Annotated in this window: 21 protein-coding genes and 2 pseudogenes; 5 read left to right on the top strand and 18 right to left on the bottom strand. The window is 65.5% G+C overall.

Features of this window, described 5'->3' with window-relative positions; translation table 11 throughout:
• The 11 genes from I6H87_RS15420 to I6H87_RS15370 form a co-directional block, all read right to left on the bottom strand.
• Positions 1 to 627, bottom strand: a complete 627-nt coding sequence (locus I6H87_RS15420; protein ID WP_010814205.1) for a CDP-alcohol phosphatidyltransferase family protein — start codon at positions 625 to 627, stop codon at positions 1 to 3.
• 234 nt (positions 628 to 861) lie between these two features.
• The gene (locus I6H87_RS15415; RefSeq protein WP_010814206.1) at positions 862 to 1932 is read right to left on the bottom strand and encodes a M14 family metallopeptidase; all 1071 of its coding nucleotides are present in this window, start codon (positions 1930 to 1932) and stop codon (positions 862 to 864) included.
• A 63-nt stretch (positions 1933 to 1995) separates the two neighbouring features.
• Entirely contained in the window at positions 1996 to 2760 is a 765-nt protein-coding gene (locus tag I6H87_RS15410; RefSeq protein ID WP_011615490.1) for a hypothetical protein, read from the bottom strand.
• A 79-nt stretch (positions 2761 to 2839) separates the two neighbouring features.
• The gene (locus I6H87_RS15405) at positions 2840 to 3658 is read right to left on the bottom strand and encodes a M55 family metallopeptidase (protein WP_011615491.1); all 819 of its coding nucleotides are present in this window, start codon (positions 3656 to 3658) and stop codon (positions 2840 to 2842) included.
• Positions 3658 to 4704, bottom strand: coding sequence for a DmpA family aminopeptidase (locus I6H87_RS15400; RefSeq protein WP_010814209.1), 1047 nt, complete (start codon positions 4702 to 4704; stop codon positions 3658 to 3660). The genes I6H87_RS15405 and I6H87_RS15400 overlap by 1 nt, the downstream gene beginning before the upstream one ends.
• Before the next feature lie 16 nt (positions 4705 to 4720).
• A complete protein-coding gene (gene gsiD / locus I6H87_RS15395; RefSeq protein ID WP_011615492.1) occupies positions 4721 to 5635 on the bottom strand; it encodes a glutathione ABC transporter permease GsiD in 915 nt (304 codons plus the stop codon).
• A gap of 7 nt (positions 5636 to 5642) precedes the next feature.
• Positions 5643 to 6563, bottom strand: a complete 921-nt coding sequence (gsiC, locus tag I6H87_RS15390; RefSeq protein WP_010814211.1) for a glutathione ABC transporter permease GsiC — start codon at positions 6561 to 6563, stop codon at positions 5643 to 5645.
• A gap of 221 nt (positions 6564 to 6784) precedes the next feature.
• Positions 6785 to 8341, bottom strand: a complete 1557-nt coding sequence (gsiB, locus tag I6H87_RS15385) for a glutathione ABC transporter substrate-binding protein GsiB (protein ID WP_037024891.1) — start codon at positions 8339 to 8341, stop codon at positions 6785 to 6787.
• A gap of 38 nt (positions 8342 to 8379) precedes the next feature.
• On the bottom strand, positions 8380 to 10263 hold the full coding sequence (locus I6H87_RS15380) for a dipeptide ABC transporter ATP-binding protein (RefSeq protein WP_010814213.1): 1884 nt from the start codon (positions 10261 to 10263) through the stop codon (positions 8380 to 8382).
• Between the two features lie 56 nt (positions 10264 to 10319).
• Positions 10320 to 11294, bottom strand: a complete 975-nt coding sequence (locus I6H87_RS15375; RefSeq protein WP_011615493.1) for an isoaspartyl peptidase/L-asparaginase family protein — start codon at positions 11292 to 11294, stop codon at positions 10320 to 10322.
• 8 nt (positions 11295 to 11302) lie between these two features.
• Positions 11303 to 12265 carry a MurR/RpiR family transcriptional regulator gene (locus I6H87_RS15370; protein ID WP_010814215.1) on the bottom strand — a complete coding sequence of 321 codons (963 nt, stop codon included), beginning with the start codon at positions 12263 to 12265 and terminating at the stop codon, positions 11303 to 11305.
• Between the two features lie 284 nt (positions 12266 to 12549).
• Between I6H87_RS15370 and I6H87_RS15365 the strand changes: the two genes are divergently transcribed.
• Entirely contained in the window at positions 12550 to 14484 is a 1935-nt protein-coding gene (locus I6H87_RS15365) for an ATP-binding cassette domain-containing protein (protein ID WP_041687406.1), read from the top strand.
• 246 nt (positions 14485 to 14730) lie between these two features.
• Here I6H87_RS15365 and I6H87_RS15360 read toward each other — a convergent pair whose 3' ends face one another.
• From I6H87_RS15360 to I6H87_RS15350, 3 genes are all read right to left on the bottom strand, one after another.
• Positions 14731 to 15534: a class I SAM-dependent methyltransferase gene (locus tag I6H87_RS15360; protein WP_011615495.1), complete on the bottom strand. Its 804-nt coding sequence runs from the start codon at positions 15532 to 15534 to the stop codon at positions 14731 to 14733.
• A gap of 394 nt (positions 15535 to 15928) precedes the next feature.
• Positions 15929 to 16948, bottom strand: coding sequence for an ATP-grasp domain-containing protein (locus tag I6H87_RS15355; protein ID WP_011615496.1), 1020 nt, complete (start codon positions 16946 to 16948; stop codon positions 15929 to 15931).
• 440 nt (positions 16949 to 17388) lie between these two features.
• On the bottom strand, positions 17389 to 18045 hold the full coding sequence (locus I6H87_RS15350; RefSeq protein ID WP_037024914.1) for a sugar transferase: 657 nt from the start codon (positions 18043 to 18045) through the stop codon (positions 17389 to 17391).
• Positions 18046 to 18316: 271 nt separating this feature from the next.
• Here I6H87_RS15350 and I6H87_RS15345 point away from each other — a divergent pair, with 271 nt between their 5' ends.
• The 3 genes and pseudogenes from I6H87_RS15345 to I6H87_RS15335 all read left to right on the top strand — a co-directional run.
• Positions 18317 to 18619, top strand: a complete 303-nt coding sequence (locus tag I6H87_RS15345; protein WP_011615497.1) for a hypothetical protein — start codon at positions 18317 to 18319, stop codon at positions 18617 to 18619.
• Between the two features lie 7 nt (positions 18620 to 18626).
• Positions 18627 to 20051 carry an NAD(P)-binding domain-containing protein gene (locus tag I6H87_RS15340; protein WP_231881346.1) on the top strand — a complete coding sequence of 475 codons (1425 nt, stop codon included), beginning with the start codon at positions 18627 to 18629 and terminating at the stop codon, positions 20049 to 20051.
• Between the two features lie 68 nt (positions 20052 to 20119).
• Positions 20120 to 20296, top strand: a pseudogene (locus I6H87_RS15335) (transposase); the annotation flags it as partial.
• Positions 20297 to 20409: 113 nt separating this feature from the next.
• Here I6H87_RS15335 and I6H87_RS15330 read toward each other — a convergent pair.
• The 4 genes and pseudogenes from I6H87_RS15330 to alr form a co-directional block, all read right to left on the bottom strand.
• The gene (locus I6H87_RS15330) at positions 20410 to 20895 is read right to left on the bottom strand and encodes a disulfide bond formation protein B (protein WP_010810635.1); all 486 of its coding nucleotides are present in this window, start codon (positions 20893 to 20895) and stop codon (positions 20410 to 20412) included.
• Between the two features lie 157 nt (positions 20896 to 21052).
• A pseudogene (locus I6H87_RS15325) lies at positions 21053 to 21610 on the bottom strand (GNAT family N-acetyltransferase); the annotation flags it as partial.
• 3 nt (positions 21611 to 21613) lie between these two features.
• Positions 21614 to 22975, bottom strand: coding sequence for a DNA repair protein RadA (gene radA / locus I6H87_RS15320; protein ID WP_010810633.1), 1362 nt, complete (start codon positions 22973 to 22975; stop codon positions 21614 to 21616).
• A 95-nt stretch (positions 22976 to 23070) separates the two neighbouring features.
• Entirely contained in the window at positions 23071 to 24192 is a 1122-nt protein-coding gene (gene alr, locus I6H87_RS15315; RefSeq protein WP_010810632.1) for an alanine racemase, read from the bottom strand.
• Between the two features lie 573 nt (positions 24193 to 24765).
• Between alr and lplT the strand changes: the two genes are divergently transcribed.
• Positions 24766 to 26085, top strand: coding sequence for a lysophospholipid transporter LplT (gene lplT / locus I6H87_RS15310; RefSeq protein ID WP_010810631.1), 1320 nt, complete (start codon positions 24766 to 24768; stop codon positions 26083 to 26085).
• Positions 26086 to 26089 lie beyond the last annotated feature (4 nt).

Raw genomic sequence — 26089 nt, 5'->3', positions numbered from 1 at the left:
CTACTCCGCTGTGCGGGACTGGGCCTCGGCGACACCGCGGCGCACCCGGTTGGCAATCGTAAACAGCGACAGCAGCGACAGCACCAGCCACAGCCAGCTGGCGGCCGCGCCAAAGCCCAGGCCAACACCTGCCCACAGCGCGATCGCGCCGACCGCGAAGGCGCGGTCGCTCTTGCCCAGCGGGCCGTCGTAGCGCCGGCTGGCCCCGGCCAGCGGGCCGATCAGCCCGGTGGCCTCGACGATCACCGCCAGCAGCGCGAAGGTGCCGACCTGGCCCAGGCTGAAGTCCGGCAGCGCGGCCAGCGGCAGGATCAGCGCCAGGTCCGAGGCAATGTCGCCAAGCTCGTTCAGGTAGACACCCAGCACGCTCTGCTGGCCGTGCTCGCGCGCCAGCATGCCGTCGACGGCGTTGAGCGCCATGCGCAGGAACAACCATAGAGGGAACAGCAGGAACAGCGCCGGGGTCTCGGCCACCAGCATGCCCAGCGTGGCCAGCACCCCCACCGCCAGGGAGCCGGCCGCGGCGGCCAGCGTCACCTGGTTGGCAGTCACGCCGCGCTGCGCCAGGTCCTGCACCATGGGGCGCAACCGGGCCTGGAACCTGGGCTTCAGTTCATAGAGGGTCATCGCACCGGCCTCCCTGCCGAGCTGATGCCGGAAGCGACGCCGTGCGCCAGGCCGCGGCGACGCGCAGGATCATGCGCCCGGGCCTGCCCCGACCTCTTCCGTCTTGTTTCTGGTAATTTTCTGACCGCGGCGCGGCTGCTGCTCGTGCCGGCCAAGGCATGGCGGCAGTGCCTGGCTCAGCACTCTACCGCCAACGTCGAGACATTACCAGAAGGCGCTTGCGGCCAGAGCCGGCTAGGCCGAGGCAATGGTGTCCCGCACTGCGTCGGTCACCTGCGCCACCACGCCCTCGCGCCAGTCGTCGGTATCGCCATAGAAGGCACGCCACATCGCCTGGCGGACCAGCGCGCGCTGGTTTTCGTCGGCTTCCGGGTGCTGGTGCAGCCAGTGGTCGCCGCGCAGCGCGTCCAGCACCTCGCCCACCGGCAGCGTGCCGAACTCAAGCGCGATGCCGGCGTAGTCGATGGTGGGCAGGGTCTGCAGCACCGCGTGCCAGGCCAGGCCGGTGAGGTTGGCCGAGGTCGACGAGCCATCGTAGATCGAGGTTACCCGCGCGCCCCAGATCGCGCGCGTGCGCGTGAGCGATTCCGGCGTGTCCGGGCCCATGTGGATGGGCTCGCCGTAGCCCCAGGGGCCAAGTCCGGTATGGACGTCGATCCAGCGCAGCGCCTCGCGCCCGGCGCCGAAGCGCGCCAGGATGCGGCACAGCGTGTAGTTGCTCCAGGCAGCCTTGTCGCCGCCGTAGAACATGCCGCCCGGGTCCTGGTACTGGCCGCGGCTGACCGCGGCCTGGTACCACGGCATGCCGCGCTCGGCAACGGCCTTCATCAGTTGCGCCTGGTCGGTGTCGGACGGCGGCCATTGCGCCGGCACCAGCAGCGGCGCGATCTCGGCATAGGCCTCGTTGTACGGCAGCGGCTGGGTGAAGTCCATGAAATTGCGGTTCAGGTCGACGTTGTCCTCGTTGACCCGGCGCAGGTGGGAAAAACCGTAGGGATTGATCGCATGCACCAGCAGCAGGCTGGTGTCGGCGGCGGCGCAATCGGCAAGCAGCGCGGCGTCGTGCAGCATTGTCACCTGCGCGCCGGATCCGGCAAAGCCTTCGGCGCCGTGCGTGCCCGAGGTCACCATCAGGCAGCGGCGGGCCTCGGCCGGACCGGCCAGCGCCACGTCGATGGCGAGGTCCTCGCCGGCACTGCCGCGCTTGGTGGGGTGCGGGAACTGGGCCAGCGCGGCCCCGGCCGTGCGCGCGGCGTCAAGGAACTTCTGGCGGGCTTCGGCGTAGCTGCGAGAAAAATGGCTCATGGCGTGACCGGCTGATGCGATGCAGGCATTAGACGCCAAATCCGCAGGTCTTGCCACCCGCAGCTAAAACAGCGATCCGGATGCGTACCCGGGCGATGCCGGCGCGGGCTCTGTCCCCGGCCCCCAGATGCCGGGCGCGGTGAACGCCTGCGGATGCATCTCGATCCCGGCCGCGGCCAGCTGGCCGGCGGTCAGCACCAGGTGACGGGCCAGCCAGTCGTGCAGACTGCGCAGGAAGCGGATGTTGTCGACGCTGTTGGACCCCGCGATCAGCCATTCCAGCTTGATATGCGCGGTATAGACGTCCAGCAGGTTGGTGGCGCGCAGCCGCGGCGGGGTGGACGGGCTGCGCTCGATCGCCAGGATGCGGCGCACTTGCGCCATGCCGATGTCGCAAGTGCGCTGGTACTGCTCGTAGACGCCCTCAAGCGCCGGGAAACGCACTGTCGGCTGCACGCGCGGCACCGCGGCCACCTTCTCCATGCGCAGCACCAGGTAGCGGATCGCGGCGGCGCGCTCGGCGGCCTGCGCCTGGGCGGGATCGCGCCGGCGGGCCGGGGGCGCCACCTCGGGCAAGGCCGTGCGCGGCACCACATCGCGCTCGGTGTAGTCCGGCACCTGCAGCAGCAGGCCCGGATGCGGCACCGCGGCACGCGCGCAGTCGTCGCCAAAGGGGTATTCATGCCCTGCGGCGTCGCGCAGGATATAAGCCTGCCCGGTCGGAAAGCCATGGTGGCGGCGGCTCGCGCCCCGCGCATGGCAGCGCGTGGCGGGGTCGACGAAGTCCTTGCGCACGGGGATCCAGCCCCCGTCGTGTGCCTGGGTCATGCGTTGCGGCTCATACCTGAATTGCTAGACCCGCCATTGTCGCCGATCTGCGCGCTCGTCCCGGCGAATCTGCCCTGCCCTACTTCAGCATGAACGACATCGCCGACAGGCAGTTCAGCATGCGCACCGCCGCCTGGACCGAATCGGCCTGGAAGGACAGCGTCACGCCGTCGCGGCGCTCCAGCGCCGGCCACTGGCAGAACAGGTCCGCGTGCGCGGGCGTCAGGGTCTGCAGGGTGCAAGTCACCGGCGCGGCGATGCGCAGGCATTGCGCCTGCGCGCGTTCGCGCACCGCGGTTGCGGCCGCCGCGGCAATGGCCTCGCGCGCCGCCGCCGGCGACAGCGAGGTGCCGCTGCCGAAGCCGTCCGCTGACTTGGTCTCGACATAGCGCACCCACGGCATCAGCGCATGGGTTTCCTGCACGAAGACATCGTCGCCGCTGGCCATCAGCACCGGAGCGCCGAACTCGCCGGCCAGCGCGGCGTACAGGCCCGCCTCGCCCAGTTCCTTGCCGTTGAGCCAGACCCGCGCAAACGCGCCGCTGTTGATGGTGTGCGCCAGCACGCCGCGGCTCTGGGCGCGGCCGTGGTAGCCGATCATCAGCACGCCGTCGACTCCGGCCTCGACGCCGGCCATCATGCCAAGGTAGCGCGGCTTGCCAAGCACCACCCGCGCGCGCGGATCGAACTGGTCCGGCAGCAGGTTGCGGAAGCCGCCGTGCGAATCGTTGACCAGTACTTCAGTCGCGCCGCCGGCAAAGGCACCATCGACCGCGGCATTGGCTTCGCCGGTCATCCAGGCGCGGGCGCGTTCGTATTCGCCGTTGCCGGGGCGCGTCTGTTCGGCGTGGAAGACGCCAGCCACGCCTTCGATATCGGTGGAAACAAGGATCTTCATCAGGCGGTTTGGCCCAGTTCGGGCATCACGTCCAGCAGTGCGCGCCGGCCGTGGCCGTCGCGGCCCTGCACCGGTGCGGCATGCCACAGGGCATGCAGGATGGCTTGCTCGACGCTGTCGGCCGCGGCGCGGAACAGCGGGTCGAGATGGGTTTCATGCAGCATGGCGACGGCCGGCATCGGCCGGGCGGTGTCGTGCGGCACGGTATACGCGCTCGAGAACGCGACTGCGATATCGCCCGAGCCATGCCCGAACACCGAGCCAGTACGCGCCAGCCCGGCGCCGGCGCGCAGCGACAGCCGGCGCAGCTGGCGCGCATCCAGCGGGGCGTCGGTGGCGAGGATCATGATGATCGATCCCTTTTCCGGTTGCGCCGCGGTGTCGGGCTGCGCCAGGCGCTGCACCAGTTCCGGACCGGCCAGCCGGCCGGCCACGGTCAACGATTCCGGCGTGCCGAAATTGGCCAGCACCAGCGCGCCCACGCGATAGCCACCGGCCAGGCGTGAAGCAGTGCCGATACCACCCTTGACGCCGAATGCCGACATGCCGCGTCCGGCACCGACCGCTCCCTGCGCGACGTCATGACCGGCACCGGCCAGGGCCGCCTCATAGTGGCTGCCCTCCACCGCCATGCGCTGGATATCGTTCAGGTAGCCGTCATTGCACTCGAACACCAGCGCATTGACGGTCGGCAGCGCGCGGCCGATCTCCGGATTGGCCGCCACCGCCGCACGGATCTGCGCCTGCGCGACCGCGCCGACCGAAAAGGTATTGGTCAGCGCCAGCGGGGTTTCCAGCACGCCCAGTTCGTCCACCTGCACCAGCCCGATGCTCTTGCCAAAGCCGTTGAGCACCGTGGCCGCGGCGGGCACCTTGTCGCGGTACGGATCGCCGCCATGCGGACGGATCACGGTGACGCCGGTCTGCACGGCGCCGTCCGCCAGCGTGCAATGGCCGACGGTCACGCCGGCGACGTCGGCGATGCTGTCCAGCGGACCTGCCGGCAGGCTGCCGACACGCGGCACGCCCGTTGTCGATGCGGTCATGTTCAGCGGCTCAGGTTCAACGGCGGTCGATCTTGGGGTCAAGCGCGTCGCGCAGGCCGTCGCCCAGCAGGTTGAAGGCCAGCACGGTCAGGAAGATCGCCAGGCTGGGGAAAATCGCCACGTGCGGCGCGGTCACCATGTCGGCGCGGGCTTCGTTGAGCATCGCGCCCCATTCCGGCGTGGGCGGCTGCGCGCCCAGCCCCAGGAACGACAGGCTGGCCGCGGTGATGATCGAGGTGCCGATACGCATCGAGAAATACACCACGATCGACGACACCGTGCCCGGCAGGATATGCCGCATCAGGATGGTCCAGTCCGACGCGCCGATGCTGCGCGCCGCCTCGATATAGGTCAACCGCTTGAGCATAAGCGTATTGCCCCGCACCAGCCGTGCAAACGCCGGGATGCTGAAGATGGCCACGGCGAAGATCACGTTGGTCATGCCGTTGCCGAGGATGGCCACGATGCCGATCGCCAGCAGGATGCCCGGGAAGGCGAAGAGCACGTCGGAAATGCGCATCACGATGCGGTCCCACCAGCCTTCGTAGTAGCCCGCCAGCAGGCCCAGCACGGTGCCGATCAGCGCGCCGATGATCACCGACAGGAAACCCGCCGCCAGCGAGATGCGCGCGCCGGCCAGGATGCGGCTGAAGATGTCGCGTCCGAGCGAATCGACGCCCATCCAGTGCGCGGCCGACGGGCCGGCGTTGAGCGCGTCGTAGTCGAAGTAGTTCTCCGGGTCGTACGGCACGATCTGCGGCGCCACGATGGCAATCACCACCAGCACCAGCACGAAGGCACCGGCGCCCAGCGCCAGGTGCTGCTTGCGGAATTTGCGCCAGAACTCGGTCCAGGGCGTGCGCACGGCCTCCGGCACGGAGGCGGTGGCGGGTGCCGCTTGCGCTGCGGCGGGCGTGGAAAGCTCAGTCATGCCGGCCTCACTTGTAGCGGATGGTTGGGTTGATCACGGTGTAGAGCATGTCCACCACCAGGTTGATCAGGATGAATTCGAGCGAGAACAGCAGCACCTCGGCCTGGATCACCGGGTAGTCGCGCATCTCGACGGCATCGACCAGCAGGCGCCCCAGGCCCGGCCAGTTGAACACCTTTTCCACCACGATCGAGCCGCCCAGCAGGAAGCCGAACTGCAGGCCCATCATCGTCACCACCGGGATCATGGCGTTGCGCAGGCCGTGCTTGGCCACCACCAGCGTCTCGCGCACGCCCTTGGCACGGGCGGTGCGGATGAAATCTTCTTGCAGCACCTCGACGAACGAGGCCCGCGTAAAGCGCGCCATCACCGCGGCCACCGCCGCGCCCAGCGTGATCGACGGCAACACGTAGTGCTTCCAGCTGTCGGCGCCGATCGACGGCAGCCAGCCCAGCTGCACCGAGAACACTTCCATCAGCAGCATGCCCAGCGCAAAGGCCGGGAACGAAATGCCCGACACCGCCAGCGTCATGCCGAACCGGTCCGGCCAGCGGTTGCGCCATACGGCCGAGCCGATGCCGATCGCCATGCCGAACACCACCGCCCAGGCCATCGACGCCACCGTCAGCAGCAGCGTGGGCATGAAGCGGTCGCCGATCTCCTCGCTGACCGGGCGCTTGGTGCGCAGCGAATGGCCGAACTCGCCGCGGACCGCATTGGAAAAGAAGTTGACGAACTGCTCGTGCATCGGCCGGTCCAGGCCCAGGTCCTTGCGCACCAGTTCGACGGTGGCGGAATCGGCCTCCGGGCCCGCCGCCAGCCGCGCCGGATCGCCCGGCAGCAGGTGGACGAACAGGAACACCAGCACTGCCACGATCAGCAGCGTGGGGATCACGCCCAGCACACGTTTGAGGAAGTAATTCAGCATGACACACCAGAAAGAAATGCAGCAGCAGAGGCCGCAGGCCGCCCGCCTGCGACCCCGCGACGCGGGCAAGGCGGCCACCTCGGCGTACTGCTTTACTGCTTACTGCTCTTTGGATGGGATTACAGCCGGCACCCGTTGTTTGCTCCCCTCTCCCGCTTGCGGGAGAGGGGCCGGGGGACAGGGCAGGAGCTTCCACGAAGTCCCGGCCCTCGCCTCACCCATTACTGCTTGATATCGATCTCTTCGAAATTGAACGATCCATCCGGCATCACATAGGCGCCGCTCAGCCGCTTGCTGCGCGCGAACAGCACCTTCTCGGTCACCAGGAAGGCCCACGGCGCATCCTTCCAGATGCGTTCCTGGGCGTCCTTGTACAGGCGCGCCTTTTCGCCACGATCGGTGGTGCGCAGCGCGCCGGCGATATCGGCGTCGACCTGGTCGTTCTTGTAGTACGCGGTATTCAGCAGCTTGGGCGGCATCGACTCCGAAGCCAGCAGCGGACGCAGCGCCCAGTCCGATTCACCGGTCGACGACGACCAGCCCACGTAGTAGATGCGCACGCCGGCATCTTCCGGCTTGGGCACGCTCTCGACCTTCTCCACGCGCTGGCCGGCCTCAAGCGCCTGCACCGAGGCCTTGATGCCGACCTGCTGCAGCTGCTGCTGCACGAACTGGATCACCTTCTGCGCGGTGGTATGGTTGTAGGCCGACCACAGCGTGGTCTCGAAGCCGTTCGGATAGCCGGCTTCCTTCAGCAGCGCGCGCGCCTTGGCCGGGTCATACGGCCACGGGCCCAGCTTCTCGGCATAGTCCACGCCAGGCGGCACCACGCCTTCGGCCGGCACCGCGTAGCCAGCGAAGGCGACCTTGGCCAGCGCGTCCTTGTTGATGGCATAGTTGATGGCCTGGCGCACCTTGGGGTCGTTGAACGGCTTGACCATGGTGTTCAGCGACAGGTAGCGCTGGATGATCGACGGCGAGGCGATCAGATCCACCTTGGCGCTGTTCTTCAGCACCGCGGCCTGCTCGAACGGGATGCTGAAGGCAAAGTCAGCCTCGCCGGTCTGCATGATCGCGGCGCGGGTGTTGTTGTCGACCACCGGCTTCCAGGTGATAGTGTCGATTTTCGGGTAGCCGGTCTTCCAGAAGCCCGCGAATTTCTTGCCCTTCAGGTGGTCGGGCTGCTTCCATTCGACAAATTCGAAGGGGCCCGTGCCGACCGGGTGGAAGGCGATTTCCTTGCCGTACTTCTGCAGCGCGGCCGGCGAGATCATCACCGCCGACGGGTGCGCCAGCACGTTGATGAACGGCGAGAACGGCTCCTTCAGCGTGACCTTGACGGTATTGGCATCGACCACGTCGGTCTTGGCGACACGGTTGAACAGCGTGTAGCGCTTGAGCTTGTTGGCCGGGTTGGTGACGCGGTCCAGGTTGGCCTTGACGGCGCCGGCGTCGAAGGTGGTGCCGTCGTGGAACTTGATACCCTTCTTCAGCTTGATCGTATACGTCAGGCCGTCCTTGCTGACGTCGTAGCTGTCTGCCAGCACATTGACCAGCTTCATATCCTTGTCCAGGCCGAACAGGCCCTGGTAGAAGCTCTTCCCAACCGCCTGCGACAGCGTGTCGTTCGAATCGTACGGATCCAGCGAGGTGAAGGTCGAACTCACCGCCATCACGGCATCCTTGGCGGCGAAAGCCGGGGCCGAAACCAGCATGCCCAGCGTGCCGGCGGCAAAGGCGCCGGCCACCCATCGGGGCGAAACCATACGTGCAGACATCGTCGATTCTCCTTGGTAACTTGGTGACTTCCAGGACTTCAATAGGCGCCGCCGACGGCATGCCGGGCGACATAGTGGCCGAGCGACCCGCTGCCGGCGACCTGCACCAGTGGCTGCACCACCGGCTCGTCGCCAACCGCGCGGATCGGGCTGGGGATCTCGTCGTTGAGCGGCTCGCGCCGCAGGTGGCGCCGCGCCGGGTCGGCGATCGGCACCGCCGACATCAGCTTCTTGGTGTACGGGTGCTGCGGGTTCTCGAAGATTGCGCGGCGCGGGCCGATCTCGACGATCTGGCCCAGGTACATCACCGCCACGCGGTGGCTCACGCGCTCCACCACCGCCATGTCGTGGGAGATAAACAGGAAGGCGATGCCAAGCTCGCGCTGCAGGTCCAGCATCAGGTTGACAATCTGCGCCTGGATCGACACGTCCAGCGCCGACACCGACTCATCGGCCACCACCACCTTGGGGTTCAGCGCGAGCGCGCGCGCAATGCAGATGCGCTGGCGCTGGCCGCCGGAGAACTCGTGCGGGTAGCGCGCCGCATGCGATGCGTCCAGCCCGACCTTGTCGAGCAGCCAGGCCACGCGCTGCTCGGCCTCCTTACCGCTGGCGACCTTGTGCACCAGCAGCGGCTCCATGATCGAATAACCGACCGGCACGCGCGGATCGAGCGAGGCGAACGGGTCCTGGAAAATGAACTGGATATTGCGGCGCAGGGTCTGCAGCGCCGGCCCTTCCATCTTGCTGATGTTCTGCCCGGCGAACTCGATGGTGCCGCTCTGACTTTCCACCAGGCGCAGCAGCGAGCGGCCCGTGGTGGACTTGCCGCAGCCGGACTCTCCCACCAGCGCCAGCGTCTCGCCGGGATAGAGGTCGAAGCTGACCTTCTCGACCGCATGCACGCGCCGCGTGACGCGGCCGAACAGGCCGCCGGGCACGTCGAAGCGCGTCACCAGGTCCTGCACGCGCAGGATCGGCGCCACGCCCGGCGTCACCGTGTCCTGCGGTGCGACCGGCTCGGCGTTGGCGCTATCGAGTCGCAGCAGCGGGAACTTGGCCGGCAGGTCGGTGCCGCTCATCGCGCCCAAACGCGGCACCGCCGACAGCAGTGCGCGCGTATACGGGTGCGCCGGCGCGCGGAACACATCGTCGGAAGTGCCCTCTTCCACCTTCTCGCCGCGGTACATCACCAGCACGCGGTCGGCGACCTCGGCCACCACGCCCATGTCGTGCGTGATGAAGACCACGCCCATGTGCATCTCGGCCTGCAGGCCGCGGATCAGCTGCAGGATCTCGGCCTGGATGGTCACGTCCAGCGCCGTGGTCGGCTCGTCGGCGATCAGCAGCGCCGGCTTGCACGACAGCGCCATCGCGATCATCACGCGCTGGCGCATGCCGCCGGAGAGCTGGTGCGGATAGCGCTCCAGCACGCGGCGCGCCTCGGGGATGCGCACCAGCTCCAGCATGCGCAGCGCTTCGGCACGCGCCGCGGCGCGGCTCTTGCCCTGGTGCAGCCGGATCGATTCGGCGATCTGCTCGCCCACCGGGAACACCGGGTTGAGCGAGGTCATCGGCTCCTGGAAGATCATCGCCACGTCGGCGCCGCGCACGCTGCGCAGCGTGGCGTTGTCCGCGCGCGCCAGGTCGATCACCTCGCCGCCGCGCCGGCGCAGCGCCATGCTGCCGGAGGCAATCTTGCCGCCGCCATGCTCGACCAGCCGCATCAGCGCCAGCGACGTGACCGACTTGCCCGAGCCCGACTCGCCCACCACCGCCAGCGTCTCGCCGCGGTCGACATGGAAGGACAGGTTGCGCACGGCCTCGACGGTGCGCTCGGACGTGGCAAAGCGCACGGTCAGCCCGTTCACCGAGACCACGCGCTGCGGTGGCAGCACGATGCCGGACTGGGAGGCTTGCATAGGGGAAGTGGCCACTGGAACTCCTTGTATTGCCGGGTGATGCAGGGGGATGGCGCTCAGCCGTAGATCGACACGTTCACGGCCTCGCCCACCCGGGCGAAACCGCGGTACATGCCTTCGGTGTTGAAAGGCAGCGTGACGTTGCCGGCGCGGTCCACCGCGATCAGGCCGCCGCGGCCGTTGATGGCCGGCAGCTTCTCCATCACCACGCGCCGCGCTGATTCCTCGAGCGACAGGCCCGCATAGCGCATCTGGGCAGCCACGTCGTGCGCGGCCACGGTGCGGATAAACATCTCGCCGGTGCCGGTGGCAGACACTGCCGCCACGTCGTCCGCATAGCAGCCCGCGCCGATCACCGGGGTATCGCCCACGCGCCCCACCTGCTTGTTGGTCACGCCGCCGGTGGAGGTGGCCGCAGCCAGGTTGCCGCGGCCGTCGCAGGCCACCGCGCCGACGGTACCGAACTTGCTGTCCGGATCGATCGGGTCGCTCGCCTGCGTCTTGCCTTGCGCCACCAGCGCAGCGCCATCGTGATCCAGCAGCGCCATGCCGGCGTTGCCAAGCGCACGCTGCCACTGGTCATGGCGGGCCTGCGTGAAGTAGTAGTCCGGGCCCACCAGTTCCAGCCCCTGCGACTGCGCAAAGGCCTCGGCGCCGGCGCCGGCAAAAAGCACGTGCTCGCTGTGGTCCAGCACCGCGCGCGCGGCCAGCACCGGGTTGCGCAGGCGCGTGACGCAGGCCACCGCGCCGGCTGCCAGCGTGGCGCCGTCCATCACCGCGGCATCGAGCTCATAGGTGCCGGCATGGGTCAGCACGGCGCCCTTGCCGGCGTTGAACAGCGGGCATTCTTCCAGCAGGCGCACGGCCTCGGTGACCGCATCGAGCGCGCTGCCGCCCTCGGCCAGGATGCGCTGGCCGGCTTGCAGCACGTGTTGCAGCGCTTCGATGTATTCGCGTTCGCGGGCGGCGTCCATCGCCGCGCGGGTGATGGTGCCGGCGCCGCCGTGGATGGCAATGACTGCTGGTTGCATGTGGATGCTCAGGACTTGCGGGTGTTGGAGGATCGGCCGCGCGTGGCGCCAGCCGTGGCTTCGGTGGACTGCGGGGTGCCGGGCGCGGCACGGCCCGCGGACTCCGCGGCCGGCGTGCCGTACAGCCACGGCAGCAGGAATTCGGTCATTTCGGCGGCGGCCTTGACCGGGCGCTCGGCCCGGTGCGCGACCGCGCCGCACAGCGCCTCGATCAGCGCCAGCACGGTGGCATCGGAGTTGGCCGAGAGCCGGTTGCCGGCCTGCGCGTAGAGCGCGATATCGGCCAGCGGCGCCAGCGGCGAGGTCGGCCCGTCGGTCAGCGCCAGCACCTGGCCGCCGCGCGACTTGGCCCGCTCGGCCAGTTCGATGGTGTCCGTGACGTAGCGCGGGAAGGCAATCACGATCAGCAGGTCGCTTGGCTGCTGCTTGAACAGCTGCCGCGCCGCATGCGAGGCGCCGCCGGCGCCCGCCACCGAGGTCACCATGCGGCAGTGCATTTCCAGCCCGTGCTGCAGCAGGCCCGCCAGGAAACCGCTGGCGCCGAAACCGGCCACGTAGACACGCTGCGCCGCCAGGATCGCCGAGACCGCGCGCTCGCAGGCCTCCGGGTCGATGCCGCGCCGCGTGGCTTCCGCGTTGGCCGCGGCATCTTCCAGCGAGGCGGCGAAGACTTCGGCCGCGGTCGCGGGCCGCTCCAGCTCGCTGCGCAGCCGCTCCACCGGAGCCAGCGTGGCCTCGAAGCCGCGCACCAGCTCGGCCCGGAACTGCGGATAGCCGTCGAACCCCAGCGCCCGCGCAAAGCGGTTGGCCGTGGCCACCGACACCTCCACCGCCGCGGCAAATTCGTCGATGCGCATGGTCGCTGCGCGGAACAGATTGGCCAGCACGTATTCCGCCATGCGGCGGTGCGCCGGCGTCAGCGTCGGCAGGCTGCGCGCAATGCGGTCTGAGATCGAATGGCCTTTTTGCATGGTGGAAGCGGTTGGTCTGGACGTCGTCTGATGCACGCCGTTTTCGTGAAAATGAATTTACACGCAACGCACGAACAAGAAAATAGAGTTTTGCAAGACCAAGGGTAATCCCTGAATCGTCGAGGCACGAAGGCACATTGGCGGTGCACGTTGCCGGGCTGTTTTGCACCGCCACGGCGTGCGGCGCACCGGAAACGCTACAATGCCGGCCAGCGCACCAGACCCGGCGGTTGCCCGCTTTCTCCGCGCTTTTTCTGTTTTTCACTCAGGCATTTCCCCCTCCCGTGATCCGAATCGACCAGCTAGTCCTCCAGCGCGGCACCAAGGTGCTGTTCGACCACACCAGCGTGACGCTCAACCCGGGCGAGCGCGTGGGCCTTGTCGGCGCCAACGGCAGCGGCAAGTCGACGCTGTTCGCGCTGCTGCGCGGCGAGCTGCATCCGGACGGGGGCGATGTCATCGTGCCGGCTCAGTGGCGCGTCGCACACGTGGCGCAGGAAACGCCTGCGGTCAGCCGCACCGCCGTGGATTACGTGATCGATGGCGACACCCGCCTGCGCGAAATCGAAGGCGCCATCGCCGCCGCACAGGCCAGCGGCAACGGCAGCGCCGAGGGCGAAGCCCACGCCGCCTTTGCCGACGCCGACGGCTACACCGCCCCGGCGCGCGCCGAGGCCCTGCTGCTGGGCCTGGGCTTCACGCTGGCGCAGGTGTCGCAGCCGGTGGCCTCGTTCTCCGGCGGCTGGCGCATGCGCCTGAACCTGGCGCAGGCGCTGATGTGCCCGTCCGACCTGCTGCTGCTCGACGAACCGACCAACCACCTGGACCTGGACGCCATCGTCTGGCTGGAAGACTGGCTGGCGCGCTATCCCGGCACGCTGGTGATGATTTCGCACGACCGCGAATTCCTCGATGCGATCTGCAACGTCACCGTGCATATCGAGAACCAGCAACTGCGCCGCTACGGCGGCAACTACACGCTGTTCGAGACCCTGCGCCTGCAGCAGATGGCGCAGCAGCAATCCGCCTACGTGCGCCAGCAGAAGGAAATCGCGCACCTGGAATCGTTCATCACGCGCTTCAAGGCCAAGGCGACCAAGGCGCGCCAGGCGCAGAGCCGCGTCAAGGCGCTGGAAAAGATGGAGCGGCTGGCGCCGGTGCACGTGGCCGCCGGCTTCGCTTTCGAGTTCCGCGAACCCGACGCCGCCCCCAACCCGATGATGGTGCTCGACGGTGTCGATTGCGGCTATGCCGAGGCCGAGCCGCCCGTCACCATCCTGCACAACCTGGCGCTGTCGATCCAGAACGGCCAGCGCATCGGCCTGCTCGGCGCCAACGGCCAGGGCAAGTCGACGCTGGTCAAGACGCTGGCGGGCACGCAGGATCCGCTCAAGGGCAACCTGCGCCTGGGCAAGGGCCTGCAGATCGGCTACTTCGCCCAGCACCAGCTGGAGACGCTGCGCGACCACGACTCGCCGCTGCAGCACCTGGCGCGGCTGGCACCCGATACCCGCGAGCAGGAACTGCGCGACTTCCTCGGCAGCTTCAACTTCCGCGGCGACATGGCCACTTCGCCGATCGAACCGTTCTCAGGCGGCGAGAAGGCCCGCCTGGCGCTGGCGCTGATCGTCTGGCAGAAGCCCAACCTGCTGCTGCTGGACGAGCCGACCAACCACCTGGACCTCGACACCCGCGAGGCGCTGACCATGGCGCTGGCGCAGTTCGAAGGCACGCTGATCCTGGTGTCGCACGACCGGCATCTGCTGCGCGCGACCGCCGACCAGTTCATGCTGGTGGCCGACGGCACCATCAAGCCGTTCGACGGCGACCTGGACGACTACCGCGACTGGCTGCTGCAACAGGCCGCGGCCAAGCGCAATGCCGCCACCGCCGCGCACCTGGCAGAGAACGCCGGCGATGCCACCGCGGCGGTCAACCGCAAGGACCAGCGCCGCGCGGAAGCCGACGAGCGCCAGCGGCTGTCAGCACTGCGCAAGCCGTTGACCAAAGAATTGGAAAAGGTGGAAAAGCGCATGGCGGTGCTGCAAGCCGCCAAGGAGGAGATCGACCAGTTCATGGCCGATGAAAGCAGTTATGCCGAAGCCAACAAGACCAGGCTGATGGAGATGCTCAAGCGCCAGGGCGAGGTCAACGGCGAGCTGGAGACGCTTGAGGAGAAGTGGCTGGAGTTGCAGGAGCAAATCGAGCAGATTGCGTGACCGCCTCTTTTCGGGCGCAGGGGGTACACGCTCATTGGCACAGCCAGCTCAGCGGCCTCAGCACCAAGACTACCCGCGCCAAGTGCTGGGCCGCATCGCCGATCATCCGATTAACCGGACCCGAACTGCCGCCTGGGCCGTCGCTGCCGCACTGCCGGGCCTCGAACCGGCCCTGGCCTCCTACGTCAAAATCCCTTGCCCCTGGCACCGTCAAGGACGGCACATTACATCTTGGCAGAGGTTCAGTCAGGTTTGCCGAGGCAGTTCGTACGCGATGGTACGAATGACGCCTACGTTGTCCTGCACCTCACAGAGTATCTGCGTCGACAAGGCTTTCAGCTCGAACGGCGGCTCCGTCACCACGATTCCGCTTGGTATAGCGCCCCAAATCCGGAGACCAGGACCGATCGGCTTGTCGAGATTTGGCGGGAAATCGGGTGCCAGAGGCAAATACTCAGTCAGAATCAGGCTCTTGTATGGCGTCAGGCTGGCAAGCACGCCGGCAATGCGTGCGTTGTCCAGATGATCGAGCACCTGGCGCAGGAAAACGACGTCACCTCTCGGCCAGGGCTCGCTTGTGATGTCGAGGCACCGGAAGTCCACATCAAGACTGGAGAAGAACCTGGTGCGGTTCGACTGGATGACTGCCTCCACCACGTCGCAAGCAACATAGCGTGCGCAAGCCGGCCGGATACGGCTGCCGACATTGAAATCGCCGCAACCGAGGTCAACCACGTCTGGCCGGTATGGCAACGAGCCGAGGTAGGCCGTTACGGCTTCGACATAGGTGTCGACGATCGCCGGATCATGAGAACTGCTCCCGCTGTAGAACCCGGAGTGGTCCTTCGCCACGCCCCACCCCCCGGTTTCGTAGACATGGGAAAACACCTCGCGAAGCGCCTTTCCCTGATACAGTGCGCGGTCTTTGCGGATGGTCCGGTCGTGGTGGTATTTCAGCAACCAGGCTGGCGTGTACGGCTTGAGCCGTTGTTTCAGCCGTTGCATCAACACCGCGCGCAAAGGCTTGGTCGGTATGCTTGAAGTGTTCACAATATGCCTCCCTGCAGGGAGTGGCGAAATGTGGACGGCCCGGGGCGGGCGGGTCGCGAGCCCTCAATCTATCGGGTGTGCAAACCGCACAATGTCTGGTTTCGCACATCGGAATGTCAAAAAGGCCCAGTGTATGGCGCGTCGGCAAGCATCTGACCGATGACGCTCTTCACGAGGGGACGCATTTGGCCGGCACCTGTCGCCTGGCGGCTCCCGGGCATCTGCCTCGCTGTGCTCACACTGAGCAGCGCTGCCGAATTGACCCGGCGCGCCATGGAAATGAGCGCGCAACCGCTCACGGAAATCGCCGCGATTTGCCGACAGTCTGGTTCAAGATCCATCTCGGACGAGTGTGGCTGCTCCGTCCTGTTGCATTGATTGTTAGCGCCTGCCTTTATCCCTCCTCAACCCGTGCTCCCACGCCGACCGGGTAGTCGCACTTGGCCAGTTCGATACCGGCCTGATAGCGGACTTCCTGCCCTTGCTGCCCGCCGCGCACGCAGTTCAGCAGTATCCGCACCAGGTTGGCTCCCGCTATATGGGTGAAGGGATAGCCTCCTCCGAATCTTGGATTCATCTCCAGGAGGTACTGACGCCCGTCGCGCTCGATCACATCGCAGTCGACATTGCCGATGTGCCGCAATTCGCGACTGATTCGCGTGGCCAGGTCGTTGAATGGCGCGCTTTCGACAGTGATCGCCCGGTCCGTCTCCCCCGCCCGCATCGACAGCTTCTTGCGGACCGCAAACCCGATCGGCCTCGCCTCAAAGTCGTTGAAGATATCGAGCCCGTACTCCTGGCCCGAGATCACTTCCTGGATCAGCACCTCCATCCCTGGCTGTCCCATCTTTGCGAAGATCGATTTCTGCAAGATCCGCTGGCAGTACGCACGGGCGAAGCGAAGCTCGTTCAGGTCCTCGACGACGAAGATGCCAAAACTAGCGCTGCCCCAGCGGGGCTTGACAATCAGAGGGAAGGCTACCGAGCCCGTCGCAATGGCATGCTCTGCACTTTCGAGGGTCGCATAGCTGCGCGGCGTGGACAGCCCGATTGATTCGGCGAACTGCGCAGTCAGGAACTTGTCCGCGCAAAGGCTAATGACCTCTGCCGACGAGATGACCGGTATCGTTCCGATTTCCCGAAACCGTTGAGCGTGCTCGGCAATGAGCGGGAGCTCCAAGTCATTCAGCGACAGGAGGGCCGAGACCCGATGCACCCTGCATACATCGATCAGGAAGTCGATGTAGTTATCCGCCAAGAGGCCGGGGCCTACCAGGAACATGTCGCATGCGCTCGCGGCCGGCGCGCCGCGTTGCATGTCCACCCCAAGCACCATGCCGGTCCCGTTCAGCTCCGACTTGAAATACTCCACCAGATAGCGCCGTCTCCCTATGCAGGTCAAAAGAACGTTCATCTTCACCCCAATCTCATTCCAACCACAATGACCCTGCCATAGCCCCACAGCCCCATCATGCAGGTCTTTCGATGCTTTCGTCGGACCGGATTTCGGTCCTGCGGCTGGAGCGCCGACTTTCTTCTTTGCCGCTCTTGAACCGGGACTCACCGATCGCGCGAAGCCGTCCCGCCAGAACTGCGGCCATTGTCCTGCGCCCAACCGTAACACCTACCATCTAATCAGAATCACCGGCTGGAAAGAAGCACGATACGTGCGCAAATTCACGTAGTAGCAACACGCCTTTGAACACCCACCGGCACAGCCTCTCACCAACGTCCTTGCCCTCCTGGTCCGGTAGCTTGTCTTGTTCGAGCTGAACTGCCACGATACGGCATCGATCTCTTCGCGAGAGAAGCATGGTCACAAGGAGAACATGCGGCATTCAGCATGAACACTCGTCATGCCGTGCGAATCGGAACTTCTTCTTTCTGCGCGGGCTCGGACTCGCTGGCGACGTACTGGGTGCCTGGGCTGCCTGTAAATGAAGGCACGGTCAGATCCCCCGCGGCGTTGATGCCCCGGCGGTCCATGACAGTGCCCACCGTGAGCCAGAGGATCTTCAGATCCAGCCAGAAAGAGCAGTGGTCCACATACCAGGTGTCGAAGTGAAACTTATCTTCCCAGCTCAGAGAGTTCCGCCCGTTCACCTGCGCCCAGCCGGAAATGCCGGGACGGACCAGATGACGACGTGCCTGGTCCGGTGAGTAGAACGGCAGGTACTTCATCGGCAAAGGTCGTGGACCAATGACACTCATATCGCCCACCAGAACGCACCAGAACTGAGGCAGCTCATCGAGACTGGAGCGGCGCAGAAAATTGCCGAACGGCGTGAGCCTTTCTTCATCCGGCAAGAGCTGGTCATCAGGGCCTCGCTCTTCCGTCATGGTTCGGAACTTCACGACTTCGAATGGCCTGGCACCCAGGCCTGCACGTGTTGCACGAAACAGCACCGGACTGCCCAGCTTCCATCGCACTGCGCCAGCCAGGATCAGCAACGGAATGGCCAGCACGAGCAATGCCATGGAGGCGAAAACTATGTCGAACAAACGCTTCATGATCGATCCGCCCAGTTCGTCCCGCAGCGGCATTCATGGCCATCCCCTGACAGACAATGGATTTCCGCTCCGGAGTCTATCTAACCAAAGCCGAGCCTCCGTGTGAAGGACCAAAATGTGGTCGAGGCCACGTTGCGCCGCGCCACCGGTGCTGGAACCGGTTGCATCGCCAGCAATTCGACTATGTCCGCCATGGCATACATGGCTCTGACGACCTGCGCCTGCGCGCAAGCAGTGTCCGGCCACCCGAAAGAGAATCAAGAAAGCGAGTGTGCGCGCCCGTACAGAAGACACGGCGGCCTGGTTCTGGATTGCCTTAATCTGGCTGGACGGCACGATAGAAGCAATCGGAAATCGCTGTGCAGCACGCCACGCCGATCTATTGGACACGCTGAATTGGGCGATCGCAACTGTTCAATTGCCTGGATTGGCGCGCCCGATGGTCAATCGTGAAGTCAATAGAGCGGTTGATCTCTCAAGGCGCCGCACTATGGTCGCCCCGCGCCTGTGGTTATTTGGTTCGCACTTTCAGTGGCATGATTTTATCGAAGACATGACAGCACCGGAAAAATGATTCAAGAATGATTTTCTGCACCCGCAGCATCATGCGGTGGTCCGTACTGCGCGGCTCCGCAAGCCAGGCAAGTTTAAGGGGAAGAGCAATAATGATCTCGTCAACGGATACGGTTATCATCGGAGCTGGTCCCTATGGCTTATCGGTTTCGGCCTACCTGACCTCAGCTGGCGTGCCACATCAAATTCTTGGGAAACCAATGCATGCCTGGAGGAATTTCATGCCTCCAGGCATGCTGTTGCGCTCGGAAGGATTTGCCTCGAATCTCTATGCGCCGCGGGAAGGCTATACGATTGAAGAATATTGCCGTCGCAATCGTATTGAATATAAGCCGATTGGTATGCACCTGCCGCTCGAGCTCTTTGTGGAATACGGGCTTTGGTTTCAGTCGCAGTTGGTCAGTCATGTTCGCGCAGTGGAAGTTGTCGATATGCACCGCAAGGATGGATTCTTCCGGCTGGCCCTGGGCGACGGCAGTTCCCTGGCGGCGCGGCGCGTGGTAATGGCTTTGGGTCTGAAGGGATTTTCGCAAATGCCTCCAGCACTACAGGGCATGCCGACACCTTACGTGGTTCACTCCAGCGAATTCGGGAGTCTGGAATGGGCTAAGAACAAGAACATCGTCGTTGTGGGCGGAGGTCAGTCGGCAATCGGGCTCGCCGCACTGTTGAGCGAGATCGGAGCGCGGGTTCGCTTACTCGTGCGCGGAGCGACTGTGAATTGGAGTAATGAACCGCGTACCTCCCGTGGGGGTATCTCAAGGCTACTGAGATCGCACGTCGGGATAGGACGCGGTTGGCAGTCGAATACTCCGAGCGCTCTTTTGTCTTCCTTCTTGGTGTCCGAGTACCCTATTGTCTTCCACATGATGAATCTTGAGCGCCGCAAGAGAACTCTAGAGACTGGGTGGGGACCGTCGGGTGCCTGGTGGCTGCGCAATCGCGTGGATGGCAAGATTGATATCCTGACTCAGACTGAAATCAGGCAGGCCGAAGTCAAGAATGGTCAGGTAGTTCTGCAGGTCGCGACCAGGAACGAAACGTCCTGCCTTAGCGCTGATCATGTTGTTGTCGCGACGGGGTTCAAGGTTGACATGACCAGACATTCCTTCATTTCCCAGGAACTCTTGAATTCGCTTTCACTCATTGACGGCTCGCCAAGTCTGACGCGCAATTTCGAAACCAATGTACGCGACCTATATGTGGTTGGGCCGGCCGCCGCGCTGAGCTTTGGGCCTGCTCTGCGTTTCATCTATGGCGCAAAATATGCGGCTCCACAGTTGGCACGGCACATCAGTAGATGCTTCAAGAATGAAACCAGGATTTCTGTCGCCCAGTCACAGGCCCTCCCTTCGGAGTTGGTCGAGGGAAATGGTGGCAGCGGCCTGCATGGACAAAGCATCCTTCAGGCCCCGGGAAATAATATGGAATAGTTTCAGAAGGCGCTCTCAACTTGCTAAGAGCGAGACGGAGTAGTGGCTAGCCGGACCACTGCACCCAGGACATCCTGACTGCGGTAACTGACGGCCTCAAGGGCATGGAACAGGCCCTGAACGCGGTGTTCCCCCAAACGAGGCTGCAGTCCTGCATCATGCATCTGATCCGCAACAGCCTGGGATACGCCAGCAGAAAGGAGTGCCGGGCCGTGGCGGCGGCGATCAAGCTACTGTGGCTGGCCCTGCGCAACAGGTACTACCCGACTACGTCAAAGCAAACCAGCGCTGCTCGAAAATCCGTTGCATCAAACAAACACCGGCGCCTGGTGCGCCGGTTTCTTTATCAATTCACCACTCAGCGGAAATTCTTCTCGCGCCGGATCAACCCCACCGCCAGCGTCAGCGTCAGGATAAACAGCCAGATCAGCGACCATGCCGGCACCGACAGCCCCAGAACCGGCGGCAGCGGCGCGGTGCACAGGCCATCCGCGTAGAACACCTGCGGCAGCGCCTTGGCAGTCGGCAGCGCGTTGACCCAGTTCTCCAGCGGATCGATGCCGCAGCTGGCCTTGGGATTGAGCAGCAGCGACACGTGGTAGACCGCCACCGCAATCCCGGCAATGCCGGACAGCATGCCCAGGCCCTGCCACAGCGAGCGTGTATTCTGCGCCACGGCGGCCAGCAGCGAGAAGATGCCGATGCCGATAAAGGCAAAGCGCTGCATCACGCAGAGCGGGCAAGGCTGGTAGCCCTTTTCAAACTGCAGGTAGAGCGCAACGCCGACCAGGCCGAAGGAAACGAGGGCGATCAGCAGGAAATAGGCGCGTGAGTTGGCTTGCATAGTGGGTGATCAGGTAATCCGGTAAGCGGTGCCGTCAGTGGATGGCGCGGCATTGCTGCGCATTATTACCTATTTTGCAGCGCCTGCAGTTGGCGTCACATGCAGCGCAAGCCCCCTGCCCTGTGGCGGATTGACGCAGGGGTGCTATGCGCCGGCTGCCTGCTGCCTGCCACGCCGTACGCGGCAAACGGTACAGGCAATGGGGCCGCAAGGGGTGCCCTGGCGGCAACGCGGGATGCTCGAAACCCACGGCATCCTCACGCATGCCGAGCCTTTCCATGACCGCCCGCGAGCGGGCATTGGCGAGTGTCGTGAAAGACACGATCTCATCCAGCCCCAGCCGCTCAAAGCCCCAGGCAAGCGCGCCGCGTGCCGCCTCGGTCGCGTAGCCGCTGCCCCAGGCGTGCCGCGCCAGGCGCCAGGCGATCTCCACGCAGGGCGCGAACGGCAGCGCCGCGGTGGGCTCGTGCAGTCCGACAAACCCCAGGAAAACACCGTCCGCCTTGCGCTGCGCCACCCAGACGCCCCATCCCTTCGCTGCGATCAGGCTGCGGCAGTGGTCGGCCAACGCATCGCTTTCAACACGCGCCAGCGGCGCAGGGAAATAGCGCATCACCTGCGCGTCGGCATTGAGCGCGGCAAACGGCGCATAGTCCGCCTCGCGCCACTGGCGCAGCCGCAGGCGTTCGGTCTCGAAGGCGATGCCGTCGTCCATGGCTCAGTCCAGATGGCGCACGCGGTCGATGGCCTGCTCGATGCGTTCCACCGCGATCACTTCGAGCCCGTCGATCTTCTGTTTGGGCGCGTTCGCCTTAGGAATCACGGCGATCGTAAAGCCCAGCTTGGCGGCTTCCTTCAGACGCTCCTGCCCGCGCGGGCTGGGCCGGATCTCGCCGGCCAGGCCGACTTCGCCGAACACCACCAGGCCGCGCGGCAGCGGCTTGTTGCGCATCGACGAGTGGATCGACAGCAGCACCGCGAGATCGGCGGCGGGTTCGGTGATCTTGACCCCGCCCACAGCGTTGAGGAACACGTCCTGGTCAAAGCAGGCTATGCCCGCGTGCCGGTGCAGCACTGCCAGCAGCAGCGCCAGCCGGTTCTGCTCAAGGCCCACCGCCAGCCGGCGCGGGTTGGGCACATGGGCGGTATCGACCAGCGCCTGGATCTCCACCAGCAGCGGACGCGTGCCCTCCTGCGTCACCAGCACGCATGAGCCCGGCACGGTCTCTTCGTGCTGCGACAGGAACAGCGCCGACGGATTGCTGATGCCGCGCAGGCCGCGCTCGGTCATGGCAAACACGCCCAGCTCATTGACCGCGCCGAAGCGGTTCTTGAAGGCGCGGATCAGCCGGTGCGAGGAATGGGTATCGCCCTCGAAATACAGCACCGTATCGACGATATGCTCCAGCACGCGCGGACCGGCCAGGCTGCCTTCCTTGGTCACGTGGCCGACCAGGATGATGGTGATGCCGCTGCTCTTGGCAATGCGCGTCAGCTGCGCCGCGCATTCGCGCACCTGCGCGACCGAGCCCGGCGCGGAGGTCAACGCCTCGGAGTACAGCGTCTGGATCGAGTCGATCACCGCGACTTCGGGCTTTTCCACTTCCAGCGTGGCCTGGATCTTCTCCAGCTGGATTTCGGCGAGCAGCCCCAGTGACGGGCTTTCCACGCCCAGCCGCTGCGCGCGCAGCGCGATCTGCGCACCGGATTCTTCGCCGCTGACGTAGAGCACGCGGCGCTGGCCCGCAAGGTTGGCCAGTGCCTGCAGCAGCAGCGTGGACTTGCCGATGCCGGGATCGCCGCCGATCAGCACCACCCCGCCCGACACCAGGCCGCCGCCCAGCACGCGGTCGAATTCATCGATGCCGCTGGAAAAGCGCGGCACGTCGGCGGCATCGATCTCCGACAGCTTGCGCACCGTGGCCGAGGCCGCCAGCGGCTGGAAGCGCTTGTTCGCGGCGGACTCGGCCACCGTCTCCACCAGCGTGTTCCATTGCTGGCAATGCGGGCACTGGCCGGCCCAGCGCGGCGTGGTGCCGCCGCATTCAGTACATGTATAGACAGTCTTGGTCTTGGCCAACGGATGTCCTTGCAGGAAAAAACGAGCCGGGCCCACAAGTGGCCCGGCCGGCAGATGGCAAGTGCGCGGGCCAGCGCCCGCACCAACGCCCCGGATCAGGCCACGGCAGGCGCGGCGCTGTCCGAAGCCGTGATCGTCGCCACCGAGGTCGGCACGCGCGGGGCCAGTGCGCACATCAGCTCATAGCCCACCGTGCCGCTGGCTTGCGCCACCTCGTCGATCGGCAGGCCCTGGCCCCACAGCGTGACCGGGCTGCCGACCCTGGCCTTCGGGCACGGGGTCAGGTCCACGCACAGCATGTCCATCGACACGCGCCCGACCAGTTCGGTGCGCACGCCATCGACCAGCACCGGTGCGCGCTGCTCGCCCCAGCCCGACGCATGGCGCGGGTAGCCGTCGGCATAGCCGCATGCCACCACGCCGATGCGCATCGGCCGCTCGGCGGTGAACAAGGAGCCGTAGCCGACGGTATCGCCCGGCTGCAGGTCCTGCACCGAGATCAGTTCGCTGTGCAGCGACATGGCGGGCTGCAGGCCGGTGCCGGCAATATCGGCATCGCGCCCGGTCGGCGAGGCGCCATACAGGATGATGCCGGGGCGCACCCAGGCGCGGTGCGCCTGCGGGTGCCACAGCACTGCGGCCGAGTTCGACAGGCTGGCCTCCCCCGGCAGGTTGGCCGTAGCGGCGTCGAAAGCCTCGATCTGGTGGGCCACGCCTCGGGCACTATCCGCATCGGAAAAATGGGTCATATGGACGATACTGCCCACACAGGGCATGGCGCGTGCGCGCTCCCAGGCGGTACGGTAAGCGGCCGGATGGAAGCCGAGCCGGTTCATGCCGGTATTGAGCTTGAGCTGGATCGCCAGCGGTCCCTTGGCGCGTGCGCTTTCCAGCATGCGCAGTTGCTCGTCGCAATGGATCGCGGTGGTCAGGCGGTATTGTTCGATGACGGCAACATCCTGCGGCTGGAAGAAGCCCTCCAGCAGCAGGATCGGGCCCTGCCAGCCAAGGTCGCGCAGCAGCACGGCCTCGTTCAGGTCCAGCAGGCCGAAGCCGTCGGCGCCCCGCAGGGCGGCAAAGACGCGGCGGATGCCATGGCCGTAGGCATTGGCCTTGACCACCGCCCAGATGCGCGACTCCGGCGCCTTGCCGCGGATGATGTCGAGATTGTTGGCCAGGGCGGGTTGGTGGATGACAGCGTGGATGGGTCTTGGCATGGAAGTCACATCTCAGGAAGCGGACGAGCAAGCCGGCGGCGCCGCTGGCGGCGTGGGCGGCCGGCGCGGGCGCTGGAAGTACGGCTCTGTCTCAGTATCGATGGCGCAAACGTCACCTGTCGGTGTGCAGCAGCATGTTGCGGCGACTGGCATGCGGGAATGTGCGGAATTGGCACGCCCTTGTATCCCAGTCACCATATCGGTTCGACCACGCACCAGATCGGGGAAGACCCGGTCGGCTGGTCGCGATCGCAGCCGTTATTTGAACACATTCAGATGCCGTTGCCGGGGGTCATTGGGGAATCGGCACGGCAATCCGCTGTCAAAAAGAGCCCTTGCCGGGGTTCGGGAATGTCATGTTTTCGTGATATAAAGCCGGACGCTCCGGCCATGTTCTAAAAGCGAAGCATTATGTCAATGACTGTCAGGCAAGCCTCAAGGCGCCGCAGCGCAGCACCACAGACACAATTCGACACGGCCGCGGCACAAGGTTCCCTGCAAACCATGGCCTCCCCGGTGGGCGCCAGCCTGGCCAACCTGAGCGGAGCTCGCGATGGAGAAAAAGTCGACAGCATGAAGAAGGGTTTTTACACCATCATGGCCGCGCAGTTTTTTTCTTCGCTGGCCGACAATGCCTTACTGATCGCCGCCATCGCCCTTCTCACCGAATTGCATTCCCCGCAGTGGATGACCCCGCTGCTCAAGCTGTTCTTCGTTCTTTCCTACGTCGTTCTCGCCGCCTTCGTCGGCGCCTTTGCCGACTCCATGCCCAAGGGGCGGGTGATGCTCATCACCAACGCCATCAAGGTGGTCGGCTGCGCCATCATGATGTTCGGGCTGCACCCGCTGCTGGCGTATGGCGTGGTGGGATTCGGCGCGGCGGCGTACTCGCCGGCCAAGTACGGCATCCTGACCGAGCTGCTGCCGCCGGAGAAACTGGTGCTGGCCAATGGCTGGATCGAAGGCCTGACGGTGGGCTCGATCATCCTGGGCACCGTGGTCGGCGGCGCGCTGATTTCCGTGCACGTGTCAGGCATGCTGCTGCAGCTGGATGTCCCGTTCCTGAACACCGGCATCGACACCCCGGCCGAGGCCGCGATGGTGGTGATCATGCTGTTCTACGTGGTCGCCTCGATCTTCAACCTGTTCATCCCCGATACCGGCGCCCGCTATCCGGCGCAGGAAAAGAACCCGATCAGGCTGATCGCCGAGTTCGGCGACTGCTTCGTGGCGCTGTGGCGCGACAAGCTGGGACAGATCTCGCTGGCGGTGACCACGCTGTTCTGGGGCGTGGGCGCCACGCTGCAGTTCATCGTGCTGAAGTGGGCCGAGAAATCGCTGGGCCTGAACCTGTCCCAGGGCGCGCTGCTGCAGGCCGTGGTGGCCGTGGGCGTGGCCGTGGGCGCGATCCTGGCCGCGGCGCGCATCCCGCTGCGCAAGTCACTGTCGGTGCTGCCCTTTGGCGTGGCAATGGGCGCCACCGTGATGATCATGGCGTTCTACACCAAGGATGCAATGCCCAATGTCACGCTGGACGTGATGGGCCTGCAGATGCCGCTGTACATGGCCATTGCCTATGTGTTCCTGATGGTGGTGGGCGCCATGTCTGGCTACTTCGTGGTGCCGATGAACGCGCTGCTGCAGCACCGCGGGCACGTGCTGCTGTCGGCCGGCCACTCCATCGCGGTGCAGAACTTCAATGAGAACGTCTCGGTGCTGCTGATGCTGTGCCTGTATGCGCTGCTGATCAAGCTGAACGTGCCGATCGGCGTGGTCATCGTCGCACTGGGCCTGTTTATCTGCGTGACCATGGCGCTGGTGCTCAAGCTGCACAAGTACAACGCGCGCACCTTCAACTCGCTGGCGATGATCGGCGAGGACAAGCACCACTAGCCGG

It is taken from the genome of Cupriavidus necator (genome assembly GCF_016127575.1).
In the GTDB taxonomy this organism is placed as follows: domain Bacteria; phylum Pseudomonadota; class Gammaproteobacteria; order Burkholderiales; family Burkholderiaceae; genus Cupriavidus; species Cupriavidus necator_D.
This window is presented reverse-complemented; position numbering and strand designations above follow the sequence as displayed.